This window comes from Rhodovulum sp. HP10 (assembly GCF_047553435.1).
GTDB lineage: Bacteria > Pseudomonadota > Alphaproteobacteria > Rhodobacterales > Rhodobacteraceae > Rhodovulum.
Genome location: NZ_CP180201.1, coordinates 1,758,251 through 1,770,193, shown reverse-complemented (window position 1 = coordinate 1,770,193; position 11,943 = coordinate 1,758,251). Strand labels below are relative to the sequence as shown.

Below are 11,943 nucleotides of genomic sequence, written 5' to 3'. Positions count from 1 at the left end.
GCCTCGAACCGCTGACCCGAGGAGAGACAAGCGAATGATGCCGATCCGGCTGGCCGTCCTGGCCCTGATCGCGACGGTCGGGATTGCCCGTGCCGAGAAGGTGACCGATTTCACGCTGCAGAACGGCATGGAGGTGGTGGTGATCGAGGATCACCGCGCCCCGGTCGTGGTGCAGATGGTCTGGTACAGGGTCGGTGCCGCCGACGAACCGCCCGGCAAATCCGGGATCGCGCATTTCCTCGAACATCTGATGTTCAAGGGCACAGATGCGGTCGGCCCCGGCGAGTTCTCGAAGATCGTCGAGGAGAATGGCGGGTCCGACAATGCCTTCACCTCCTGGGATTACACCGCCTATTTCCAGCGCGTCGCCGCCGACCGGCTGGATCTGATGATGCAGATCGAGGCCGACCGGATGACCGGCCTCAAGCTTTCCGAGGACGATGTCGCGACGGAACGGAACGTGATCCTCGAGGAACGCAACCAGCGCACCGAGAACGACCCCGGCGCGCTGTTTTCCGAACAGCGCAAAGCCGCGCAATATCTCAACCACCCTTACGGCATTCCGATCATCGGCTGGCGCCATGAGATGGAGGGGCTGAGCCGGGCCGATGCGCTGGCCTATTACCGCACCTATTACGCGCCGAACAACGCGGTGCTGGTGGTCGCGGGCGATGTCGATCCCGAGGCGGTGAAGGCGATGGCCGAGGCCCATTACGGCCCGCTGGTGCCCTCCGAGACCCTGCCGCCGCGGCTGCGCCCGCAGGAGCCGCCGCAGCTGGCCGCCCGGCATCTGACCTATCAGGACCCGCGCGTCGCCCAGCCCTATGTGATCCGCACCTATCTGGCGCCCGAGCGCGACCCGGGCGATCAGAAACAGGCCGCCGCGCTGACATATCTGGCCGAGATCCTCGGCGGCTCCGGCACCAATTCGGTGCTCAGCGACAAGCTGCAATTCGACAGCCGCACCGCGATCTACAGCTCGGCCTTCTATGACGGGCTGTCGCTCGACAAGACCACCTTCGGCTTCGTCGTGATGCCGGCCGAGGGCGTCTCGCTGGGCGAGGCCGAGGCCGGGCTCGACAAGGCCCTGGCCGAGTTTCTCGATCAGGGCGTCGATCCGGCCCTGTTCGACAGCATCAAGACCCAGCTGCGCGCCTCGGAAATCTATGCCCGCGACAATATCCAGGGGCTGGCCCGGCGCTATGGCGCGGCGCTGGCGGTGGGCATGAGCGTCGAGGATGTGCAATCCTGGCCCGAGATCCTGCAAGAGGTCACGCCCGAGGACGTGATGGCGGCCGCGCGCGCCGTGCTCGACCCGCGCAGCTCGGTCACCGGCTGGCTCGAAACCCCGCCCGGCGTCGCGCCTTCCGACGCGCCCAGGGCGATTCCCACGGGCTCGCAGGAGGTGACCCAATGATCCGCGCCGTCTTCAGCAGCCTTGGCTTCGTCCTTCTCGCCGCTCTTCCGCTGCGGGCCGAGGTCGAGATCCAGGAGGTGACATCGCCCGGCGGCCTCCATGCCTGGCTGGTCGAAAGCCACGAGGTGCCCTTCGTCTCGCTCGAGATCCGCTTCCAGGGCGGGGCGAGCCTCGATGCCCCGGGCAAGCGCGGTGCCATCAACCTGATGACCGGTTTGCTCGATGAAGGGGCGGGCGAGATGGATGCCCGTGCCTTCGCCCGCGAACGCGACGCGCTGGCGGCCAGTTACCGCTTCGATGTCGGCGCGGATTCGCTGGCGATTTCCGCCCGGATGCTGACCGAGAACCGCGATCAGGCGGTCGGTCTGCTGCGCCAGGCGCTGGTCGCGCCGCGCTTCGACGCTGATGCCATCGATCGGGTACGGGCGCAGGTGATCTCGGGCATCCGCTCGGACGCGACCGATCCCAATGCCATCGCGGGCGAGACCTTCGACCGCATCGCCTATGGAGATCATCCCTATGCCACCCCGATCAGCGGCACCGAAAAGAGCGTGGGCGCCCTGACCCGCGACGACCTGATCGCCGCCCGCGACCGGGTGATGGCCCGCGACCGGCTGTTCGTGGCTGCGGCGGGCGACATCTCGGCCGAGGATCTGGGCCGGCTGCTCGACAGGCTGTTCGAGGGCCTTCCCGAGACCGGCGCACCGATGCCGGGGCCCGCGCCCCTGAACCTTGCGGGCGGGGTGAAGGTGGTGCCCTTCGAGACGCCGCAATCGGTGGCGGTGTTCGGCCAGCGCGGGCTCGAGCGCGACGATCCCGATTTCTTCGCGGCCTTCGTGATGAACCAGATCCTCGGCGGCGGCGGCTTCGGTGCCCGGCTGATGGAAGAGGTCCGGGTCAAGCGCGGGCTGACCTATGGCGTCTATTCCTACCTGATGCCGATGGATCACGCCGCGCTGATCATGGGCGGGGTCGCCTCGGGCAATGACAAGATCGCCGAGGCGGTCGAGGTGATCCGGGACGAATGGGTGCGCATGGCCGAGGCGGGTGCGACCGAAGAGGAGCTTGAGAAGGTCAAGACCTACCTGACCGGCGCCTATCCGCTGCGCTTCGACGGCAATGCCCCGATCGCGCGCATCCTCGTCGGCATGCAGATGGAGGGGCTGACGCCCGATTACGTGAGGACCCGCAATGACAGGATCCGGGCGGTGACGCTCGAGGATGTGCGGCGGGTGGCGGCCGAATTGCTCGATCCCGCGCATCTGCAATTCGTCGTGGTTGGGCAGCCGCAGGGGCTGGAAACCACCAACTGAGCCCCCAACTGACCCCATGGTCGAATCGGCGGGGGCCGTGCTAGAAATTGTGGCATGACTTCCCCCGCCCCCAACATTCACCGTGATATCCCCAGAATTCGTCAGCTTGACGAGGCCGCCATCAACCGCATCGCCGCGGGCGAGGTGGTCGAGCGTCCGGCCTCGGCCGTCAAGGAGCTGGTCGAGAACGCCATCGATGCCGGCGCACGGCGGATCGAGGTCGCCTATGCCCAGGGCGGCAAGGGGCTTATCCGCGTTACCGACGATGGCTGGGGCATGGCGGCCGAGGATCTGCCGCTGGCGCTGTCGCGCCATGCGACCTCGAAGATCGACGGCTCGGATCTTCTCGATATCCGCAGCTTCGGGTTTCGCGGCGAGGCGCTGCCCTCGCTGGGGGCGGTGGGGCGGCTGACCATCACCTCGCGCCGCGAGGGCGCCGAGGCCGTGCGGATCGCGGTGACGGGCGGTGCGCCCGGGCCGGTGACGCCGGCGGCGCTGAACCGCGGCACCGTGGTCGAGCTGCGAGATCTGTTCTTCGCGACGCCCGCGCGGCTCAAGTTCCTGCGCAGCGACCGCGCCGAGTCCCAGGCCATCGGCGATGTTGTGAAACGGCTGGCTCTGGCCGAGCCGCTGGTGGGCTTCACCCTGCGCGATGTCAGCGATGGCGGCGAGGGGCGGGTGCTGTTCCGCGCCGATGCTCAGACAGGCGATCTGTTCGATGCGCTTTACGGCCGTGTGGTCTCGGTCCTGGGGCGCGACTTTGCCGAGAATGCCCTGAAGATCGAGGCCGAGCGCGAGGGTTTCGGCCTGACCGGCTTTGCCGCCCTGCCGACCTATTCGCGCGGCGCCGCGGTGGCGCAGTTCTTCTTCGTCAACGGCCGTCCGGTGCGCGACAAGCAGCTTCTGGGCGCGCTGAGGGCCGCCTATATGGACGTGCTCAGCCGCGACCGGCATCCGGCGGCGGCACTGTTCATCGATTGCGATCCGCATCTGGTCGATGTCAACGTCCACCCCGCCAAGGCCGAGGTCCGCTTCCGCGAGCCGGGCATCGTGCGCGGGCTGATCGTCTCGGCGCTGCGCCATGCGCTGGCCGGGGCCGGGCACCGGGCATCCAGCACGGTGGCGGGCGCCACGCTGGGCGCGATGCGGCCCGAACCGTCCGGCCCGCCGCGGGTCTACCAGATGGACCGGCCCTCGCCCCGCGCGCTGAACATGTCTTATGCCGCACAGGCGCCGCTCACGCCGCCCGCCCTGTCCGGAGCCCCGTCCGAGGCGCCATTGGCCCAGGGCTTCGCCGATCCCTCGGCCCGGTTCGAGACCGTCGCGCCCGCGCCCGAGGCCGAGGCTCTGCCCCTTGGCGCCGCCCGGGCGCAGCTGCATGAGAACTACATCATCGCCCAGACCGAGCGCGGCATGGTCATCGTCGATCAGCATGCCGCCCATGAGCGGCTGGTTTACGAGAAGCTGAAACGCCAGATGGCCGAGCGGGGCGTCGCGGCGCAGGCGCTGCTGATCCCCGAAATCGTCGAGCTGTCCGAGGGCGACATCGCCCGGCTGATGGAACACGAGGCCGATCTGACCCGCATGGGCCTGACGGTCGAGCCCTTCGGCCCCGGCGCCATCGCGGTGCGCGAGACGCCTGCTCTGCTGGGCGAGGTCGATGCCGGGGCGCTGATCCGCGACATCCTCGACGAGCTGGCCGATCAGGGCGACAGCCAGACCCTGCAGGCGCGGCTGGACGCGATCCTCAGCCGGGTGGCCTGCCATGGCTCGATCCGCTCGGGGCGGCGGATGCGCGCGGACGAGATGAACGCGCTTCTGCGCGAGATGGAGGCGACGCCGCTCTCGGGCCAGTGCAATCATGGCCGCCCGACCTATGTCGAGCTGAAGCTGTCCGATATCGAGCGGCTGTTCGGACGCACATGATCGAGGTCTTCGGCACGGCCTATGCCTGGGATGACCCCGTCGTGCTGGCGGCGGCCGGGGCGGCGGCGCTGATCCTGCTGGTGCTGGGGCTTCTGATCTCGGCGGTGCGCCGCGCCGGGCGCTCGGCCGAGATGGCCGCACCGCTGATCTACCAGATGGACCGGCTGACGCGGCGGGTCGATCAGCTGGGCGAGGGGCAGCAGCGGCTGGCGGGCGGGCTGACCCATGTTTCCGAGGCGCAGGCGGCGGCGCAGGCCAACATGCTTAGGCTGATGGAAAGCCGTCTGGCCGCGGTCACCGAGCAGATGAACCGCAATCTCGAGGGCGCCTCGCGCCGCACCGCGCTGTCGCTGGGCGAATTGCAGCAGCGGCTGGCCACCATCGACCGCGCGCAGGAGAATATCGAGAAGCTCTCGGGCAATGTGCTATCCTTGCAGGATATCCTGTCGAACAAGCAGACAAGGGGCGCCTTCGGCGAGATCCAGCTTGCCGATATCGTCGGCAAGGCGCTGCCAAAGGACAGCTATGTGCTGCAGGCGACGCTGTCGAACGGGCGCCGCGCCGATTGCCTGATCCGGCTGCCGAAGCCGCCCGGGCCGATCGTGGTCGATTCGAAATTTCCGCTGGAAGCCTATGAGGCCTTGCGCCGGGCCGAGACCCAATGGGACCGGCAGGAGGCCGTGCGCGCCTTCAAGACCTCGGTCCGGGCGCATATCCGGGCGATCTCGCAGAAATACATCATCGCCGAAGAGACCGCCGACGGGGCGCTGATGTTCCTGCCTTCCGAGGCGGTCTATGCCGAACTCCACGCCAATTTCCCCGATCTGGTGCGCGAGAGCTTCGAGGCGCGGGTCTGGATCGTGTCGCCGACCACCTGCATGGCGACGCTGAACACGATGCGGGCGATCCTCAAGGATGCGCGGATGCGCGATCAGGCCGGGGCGATTCGCAAGACGCTGAAACTGCTGCACCGCGATGTCGAGCTGGTGGCCGAGCGGGTCGACCGGCTGACCACGCATTTCGGACAGGCGCGCGCCGATCTGGAAGGCATCGGGCTTGCCGCCGAGCGCGCGGGCAAGCGCGCGGCCCGGCTGGACAATCTCGATTTCGAGGAACTCGGCGCCGATCAGGGCGAGATGATGCCCCGTCTGCCCGGCGCGGCGGAATAGCGCCGCTCTCGCCTCAGATCCCGATGAAGGGCTGGGCCAGGCGCGGCAGGATGCCGCGGAATTTCAGCGGCGCATCGGTGGCGGCAAGGCAGATGCAGTCGGGGCCCGGCGCCGCGACCGGGGTATGGTCGAGCTCTTCGCCTGCGACCTCGACATCGCCGCGCCCGTAGCGCCCGCCCGCATCCTCGAAGGCGCCCTGCAGCACCAGCGTCAGCTCCATCCCGCCATGGCCGTGATCGGGCATCGCCATTCCGGCGGGAATGTAGAGCAGCCGAACGGTCGCGTCCTTCCCGGTGGGCAGTACCGCCTGACGCACGCCGCCGCCGAGGGCCCGCCAGTTGACGTCCCCGGCATCGCCGCCGACATAGTCGCGCAGCGGCATCGGGAAGACGGAGCCGGCCGCCGCAGCGGGTGCGGGGGCCTCGATGCGCGCGTCCTCGGGCATGGCCGCGATCCGCCGGAGCGTGGCGGCAAGGCTGTCCCCGGCCATGGCGGCGGCCGGTTCCTCGGCCTCCAGCACCGCGCCGCCCACTGCCTCGAATCCGGCCAGCCGCGCGCGGCACTCGTCGCAGAGCGAGACATGGGTCGCGACGACCAGCGAGAAGGCCTCGGGCAGGCTGCCCGCGGCATAGGACATCAGCAGGTCGTCGTTCAGGTGATGGGTGATGCGCGTGGTCATGGCTCGGGTCGTCTTCCTCATGTCATTTCGTGGCGCAGGCGCTCCAGCGCCAGCCGGATCCGCGATTTGATCGTGCCAAGCGGCAGGCCGGTCTCGGCCGCGATCTCGCGATGCGAGAGCTCGCCGAAATAGGCCCGTTCGATCAGCACCCTCTGGGCCTCGGGAAGCGCCTTCAGCGCTTCTCCGAGCTGTTCCGTCTCCTGTTGCAGCGCGACCGTCTCGGCCTGGTCGGGGGCGTGATCCGGCCCCCAGGTAAGATCCTCGGGCTCAGGGCGCCGCTGCTTGCGCAGCACGTCGATCCGGCGGTTGCGGGCGATGGTGAAGATCCATGTCGCCACGCTGGCCCGTTCGGGATCGAACAGATGCGCCTTGTGCCAGACCGTGGCCATCACCTCCTGCGCGCATTCCTCGGCCAGGGCCTCGTCTGCCCCGGATTTCATCAAAAACGCTTTCACCCGGGGGGCGAAATGCGCGAACAGGCGGGCAAAGGCGGTCTGATCCCCCGACGCCCCGATCCTCTCCACACATGTCACCCATTGGGTGTCGGCGGTCTGTCTTTCGGTCACGACTCTTGCCTCGGCAATGCTGACAGGTCCCTCATCGAAGCCAGGATAGGGCGGTAGCGCCCCGGCTTCATCCGGTTTCTGGCTGGCATGCGAGCCGTGCAACATGTCATTGTTACGCGGCAGGCGGCGATCCGGATCACTTTCGGCGGGAAAAATGCCCGGTCGCAGAAATCACCTTGCCCGGCCCCGGGTCGGACAAAGCCGCCCAGGTTCCGGACAGGTTCTGGACAGGGGCGCCCCAAAGCCCATATCCGACCGACGGGACAGACAGGAGCAACAGTCACATGCCAATCGACAGCGCGGGCGGGCGGCGGCGGATCGCCGTGATCGGAGGCGGCATCTCGGGGATGGGCGCCGCACATCTTCTGGCCGGGACGGCCCGGGTGACGCTGTTCGAGGCCGAGGGGCGGCTGGGCGGCCATGCCCGCACGGTTCTGGCCGGGCGCCATGGCGACCGGGCGGTCGATACCGGCTTCATCGTCTTCAACCGGGTGAATTACCCGCATATGGTGCGGCTGTTCGAAAAGCTCGGCGTGCCGGTTGCGAAATCCGACATGAGCTTTGGCGCCTCCTTCGATGGCGGGGCCTTCGAATACGGGCTGAAGAACCTGCGCGCGGTCTTCGCCCAGCCCGCCAATGCGCTGAACCCGCGCTTCTGGGGCATGCTGCGCGATGTCACCCGCTTCAATGCCCGCGCCATGGAAGAGGCCCGCGACCCGTCGGTCTCCCTGGGCGATTTCCTGGCCGCACTCGGCACCGGCGATTGGTTCCGCGACCGCTATCTGCTGCCGCTCTCGGGGGCGATCTGGTCGACGCCCAGCCAGGGCATTCTCGATTTTCCGGCCCAGGCGCTGATCCGCTTCTTCGACAATCACGCGCTGCTCAGCACTTCGGGGCAGCATCAGTGGTACACCGTCGAGGGTGGCTCGGTCGAATATGTGCGCAGGCTCGAGGCGGCGCTGGCCGCAGCCGATGTCGAGATCCGCAAGGCCGCGCCCGTCGAGGCGGTGCGCCGCGATGCCGAGGGCGCCGAGATCCGGGCCCGGGGCGGGGAATGGGACCGGTTCGACGAGGTGGTCTTCGCGACCCATTCCGATGACAGTCTGGCGATGCTGTCCGATGCCACGCCCGAGGAACGCGCGGCGTTGTCGGCGGTGCGCTACCAGCCCAATGAGGCGGTGCTGCATGCCGATCCGGCGCTGATGCCGAAACGCCGCGCGGTCTGGTCGAGCTGGAACTATGCCGAGGCGTCCGGCGCCCGGGCCGACCGGATCGACCTGACCTACTGGATGAATTCGCTGCAGCCGATCCCGAAGGACGATCCGCTCTTCGTGACGCTGAACAGCCGGCGGCCGATCCGCGACGAGTTGATCTATGACACGGCGACCTTCCGGCATCCGGTCTATGACCGGGGCGCGCTCGAGGCGCAACAGGCGGTGCGGCGGATGAACGGGACCAACCGCACCTGGTTCTGCGGCGCCTGGATGCGGAACGGATTTCATGAGGACGGGCTGGCCAGCGCTGTGGATGTGGCCGAGGCCATGCTTGGCGGGCGGCCCGAGGCGGTGGCGGCATGACGGCAATTGTAGAGCATATTCGGGGCAAGACCTTTCACCAGCGGCGCGGCCGGGTCGGGCACAAGCTGAGCCATACGGTCGATTACGTGCTGTTCGACGCCGAGGCGCAGGAGCTGAAGGCGCCGGGCTGGTTCGGGCGGGGGCCCGGCAAGCCGATGGCGGTGCTCGACAGCGATCATGGCGGGCCCAAGGGGCAGGGCCGTGGCGCGGCCTGGGTGCGCGAGGTGCTGAAGGCGCGCGATCTGTTCGCGATCCGCGGAAAGATCGAGCTGATGACCTTGCCGCGGGTGCTGGGCCATGAATTCAACCCGGTCAGCTTCTGGCTCTGTCACGACACCGAGGGCCAGCTGCGCGCGGTGATCGCCGAGGTCAACAACACCTTCGGCGACCGGCATTGCTATCTGTGCTGCCATCCCGACCAGCGCCCGATCTCGCCCTCGGACATCCTGACCGCGACCAAGATCCTGCATGTCTCGCCATTCCTGCCGATTGCCGGGGGCTACCGCTTCCGCTTCGATATCCGGCCCGACCGGGTGGGGATCTGGATCGACTATTCCGCCGATGCCGAAGAGGGGCTCTACGCCACCCTGACCGGCCCGCGTCGGCCGCTCAGCCGCTGGTCGATGCTGAAAAGCGCGCTGCGCCGGCCGTTCGGCTCGCGCCGGGTGCTGGTGCTGATCCACTGGCATGCGCTTGTGCTGTTCCTGAAGGGCGCGAAATACCGGACCCGGCCCGAACCGCCCGCAGAAGAGTTGAGCTGATGCGGGCAGCGCCGCTGCCGGGCTATGCGGTCTTTGCCGCGATGCTGGCTGCGGCGGGTCTGCCGATCTATATCCACGCGCCGAAATTCTATGTCGATCAGTACGGGGTGAGCCTTGCGGCGCTGGGCAGCGTGCTGTTCGGGCTCCGGCTGCTTGACGTGGTGCAGGACCCGGCGCTGGGCTGGCTGTCGGAACGTCTGCACCGCTGGCGGTCGCTCGCGGTGCTGGCGGCGGTGGCGCTGCTGGTGGCCTCGATGGGCGCGCTGTTCGCGGTCGTGCCGCCGGTCGCGCCGCTTGTGTGGTTCGCGCTCTGCCTGACCGGGCTCTTCACCGCCTTCAGTTTTCTCACCATCACCTTCTACGCCCAGGGCGTGGCGCGGGCGGGCCGCATGGGGCCGGGCGGCCATGTCCGGCTGGCGGCCTGGCGCGAGACCGGCGGGCTTCTGGGCGTTTCGGCCGCCGCCGTCGCGCCGACGCTGCTGTTGTCGGCGACCGGCGCGCCCTTCGCTGGCTTCGCGCTGGGCTTTGCCGGGCTCGCGGCAATCGCCACGGTCGCGATGTGGCGGGACTGGTCCCTGCCCGCCGCGCCCGAGACATCGGGCTGGCGCGAGGTTCTGGCCGATCCGGTGGCGCGGCGGCTTCTGCTTCTGGCGCTGATCAATGCCACGCCCGTCGCCGTGACTTCGACGCTGTTCCTGTTCTTCGTCGAAAGCCGTCTTGGCCTGCCCGGATGGGAGGGGCCGCTTCTGGTGCTGTTCTTCCTCTCGGCCGCGGCCTCGGCACCCGGCTGGGGGCGGGCGGCACGGCGGTTCGGCGAGAAGCCCGCGTTGCTGGCGGGGATGGGGTTGTCGATCCTGGCCTTCGGCTTCGCGACGTTCCTGGGCACCGGCGACGGGCTGGCCTTCGCGGCGATCTGCGTCGCCTCGGGCGCGGCGCTCGGCGCCGACATGACCCTGCTGCCCGCGATCTTTGCCGGGCGCATGGCGCGGATCGCGCCCAATGCCGGGCAGGCCTTCGGGCTGTGGTCCTTCGTGTCGAAATTCACCCTCGCCCTCGCGGCCGTGGCGGTGCTGCCGCTGCTGCAGGCGGCGGGGTTCGAGCCCGGAGGGGAGAGCTCTCCGGAGCGGGCGCTGGTGCTTCTGAGCCTGCTTTACGCAGCCCTGCCCTGCGTCCTCAAACTCGTGGCGGTCGCCCTTCTGGTCGCGACGCCGCTCAACAGGGAGACGATCGGATGATCGCATTCGTTCTCGGGCTGGCCCTGGCGCTGGCCCTGGTCGCGGCCAAGGCCCGCTATCTCGGATTTCCGGGGCAGAAACCCGCCGATTACCGGGATGAGGGACCCGAATTCGACCTGCGCCGCCATCTGGACGGGCCGATCCTCTGCGAGGGCGTGATCTACGGGCCGACCGGCCGGGTGGTGTCGCGCTTCACCGGAGATTTCCTTGCCCGATGGGAGGGCAATTCGGGAACGATGACCGAGGAGTTCCGGTATGACAGCGGTGCTACCCAGAGTCGCAGATGGTCCTTCAAACTTGCAAATGATGGCACGATTGCCGCCGATGCTCCCGATCTGGTTGGCTCCGGGCATGGAATGCAGCAGGGATCGGGGGTACACCTCCGCTACCGCATCCGGCTGCCCGAGGATTCGGGCGGGCATGTGCTGGCGGTGACCGACTGGATGTATCTGATGGAAAACGGGGCGATCATTAATCGCAGCCAGTTCCGCAAGTTCGGCTTCCTGGTTGCCGAGCTGGTGGCGACGATGCGCCCGAAGGAGGCCGCGTGACGACGGACTGGATCGGAAAACGCTACTGGATCATCGGGGCGAGCGAGGGCATCGGCCGCGCTCTGGCAGAACGGCTGGGGGCGCTCGGGGTCACTCTCGTGCTCAGCGCCCGCAGCGAGGACCGGCTGAAGGAGCTGGCCGCATCGCTGCCGCGCAAGGCCGATGTGGTGCCGCTTGACGTGACCGATGCGGCGGCGGTCAAGGCCGCGGTCGAGGCGGTCGGAGAGATCGACGGCGTGATCTATGTCTCGGGCGCCTACTGGCCGATGACGGCCGGGGACTGGAATGCCGAGCAGGTCGAGACCATGCTTGACGTCAACCTGATGGGCGCGGCCCGGGTGCTGGGCCATGTCGTGCCCTGGTTCGTGGCGCGCGATCGCGGCCACATCGTTCTGACCGGCAGCCTCGCGGGTTTTCGCGGCCTGCCCGGGGCGATCGGCTATGGCGCCTCCAAGGCCGGCCTGATGTCGCTGGGCGAAAGCCTGCAGGTCGATCTGCGCGGCACCGGGGTCAAGGTCCAGGTCGCGAATCCGGGCTTCGTCAAGACCCGGCTGACCGACAAGAACGACTTCAAGATGCCCTTCATCATGTCGCCCGAGGATGCCGCGCATGAATATGTCGAGCTGATGATGTCGGATGCGATGTCGCGCAGCTTCCCGACCCTGTTCTCGTGGATTCTGCGTCTGGCCCAGCTTCTGCCCGACTGGCTTTATTTTCCGCTTTTTGGGCGCAGGAGCTGAGACTTGCCC

11 protein-coding genes are annotated in these 11,943 nt (G+C 68.3%); 9 read left to right on the top strand and 2 right to left on the bottom strand.

Going from position 1 to position 11,943, the window contains the following annotated elements; translation table 11 throughout:
- Nucleotides 1-37: 37 nt before the first annotated feature.
- From ACK8CO_RS08190 to ACK8CO_RS08175, 4 genes are read left to right on the top strand one after another with little or no spacing between them, the layout of a single operon-like run.
- Nucleotides 38-1,417 carry a M16 family metallopeptidase gene (locus ACK8CO_RS08190; protein ID WP_414898999.1) on the top strand — a complete coding sequence of 460 codons (1,380 nt, stop codon included), beginning with the start codon at nucleotides 38-40 and terminating at the stop codon, nucleotides 1,415-1,417.
- Nucleotides 1,414-2,730, top strand: coding sequence for a M16 family metallopeptidase (locus ACK8CO_RS08185; RefSeq protein WP_414898799.1), 1,317 nt, complete (start codon nucleotides 1,414-1,416; stop codon nucleotides 2,728-2,730). Before ACK8CO_RS08190 ends, ACK8CO_RS08185 begins: the two co-directional genes overlap by 4 nt.
- A gap of 54 nt (nucleotides 2,731-2,784) precedes the next feature.
- Complete coding sequence (gene mutL, locus ACK8CO_RS08180; RefSeq protein WP_414898798.1) at nucleotides 2,785-4,656, top strand: DNA mismatch repair endonuclease MutL; 1,872 nt, start codon at nucleotides 2,785-2,787, stop codon at nucleotides 4,654-4,656.
- Nucleotides 4,653-5,825 (top strand): DNA recombination protein RmuC, encoded by a 1,173-nt coding sequence (locus ACK8CO_RS08175; protein WP_414898797.1) that lies wholly within the window; start codon nucleotides 4,653-4,655, stop codon nucleotides 5,823-5,825. Before mutL ends, ACK8CO_RS08175 begins: the two co-directional genes overlap by 4 nt.
- A 13-nt stretch (nucleotides 5,826-5,838) precedes the next feature.
- Here the strand turns inward: ACK8CO_RS08175 and ACK8CO_RS08170 are convergent, their stop codons facing one another.
- Nucleotides 5,839-6,504: a ChrR family anti-sigma-E factor gene (locus ACK8CO_RS08170; RefSeq protein WP_414898796.1), complete on the bottom strand. Its 666-nt coding sequence runs from the start codon at nucleotides 6,502-6,504 to the stop codon at nucleotides 5,839-5,841.
- A gap of 17 nt (nucleotides 6,505-6,521) precedes the next feature.
- Complete coding sequence (locus ACK8CO_RS08165) at nucleotides 6,522-7,175, bottom strand: sigma-70 family RNA polymerase sigma factor (RefSeq protein WP_414898795.1); 654 nt, start codon at nucleotides 7,173-7,175, stop codon at nucleotides 6,522-6,524.
- A gap of 179 nt (nucleotides 7,176-7,354) precedes the next feature.
- Between ACK8CO_RS08165 and ACK8CO_RS08160 the strand changes: the two genes are divergently transcribed.
- The 5 genes from ACK8CO_RS08160 to ACK8CO_RS08140 are packed head-to-tail and all read left to right on the top strand — an operon-like array spanning nucleotide 7,355 to nucleotide 11,934.
- Entirely contained in the window at nucleotides 7,355-8,647 is a 1,293-nt protein-coding gene (locus tag ACK8CO_RS08160) for an NAD(P)/FAD-dependent oxidoreductase (protein ID WP_414898794.1), read from the top strand.
- Nucleotides 8,644-9,408, top strand: a complete 765-nt coding sequence (locus tag ACK8CO_RS08155; protein WP_414898793.1) for a DUF1365 domain-containing protein — start codon at nucleotides 8,644-8,646, stop codon at nucleotides 9,406-9,408. The genes ACK8CO_RS08160 and ACK8CO_RS08155 overlap by 4 nt, the downstream gene beginning before the upstream one ends.
- A complete protein-coding gene (locus ACK8CO_RS08150) occupies nucleotides 9,408-10,643 on the top strand; it encodes an MFS transporter (RefSeq protein WP_414898792.1) in 1,236 nt (411 codons plus the stop codon). Before ACK8CO_RS08155 ends, ACK8CO_RS08150 begins: the two co-directional genes overlap by 1 nt.
- Nucleotides 10,640-11,194 (top strand): DUF3833 domain-containing protein, encoded by a 555-nt coding sequence (locus ACK8CO_RS08145; RefSeq protein ID WP_080614975.1) that lies wholly within the window; start codon nucleotides 10,640-10,642, stop codon nucleotides 11,192-11,194. The genes ACK8CO_RS08150 and ACK8CO_RS08145 overlap by 4 nt, the downstream gene beginning before the upstream one ends.
- Nucleotides 11,191-11,934 (top strand): SDR family NAD(P)-dependent oxidoreductase, encoded by a 744-nt coding sequence (locus ACK8CO_RS08140; protein ID WP_231119193.1) that lies wholly within the window; start codon nucleotides 11,191-11,193, stop codon nucleotides 11,932-11,934. Before ACK8CO_RS08145 ends, ACK8CO_RS08140 begins: the two co-directional genes overlap by 4 nt.
- Nucleotides 11,935-11,943: the final 9 nt, after the last annotated feature.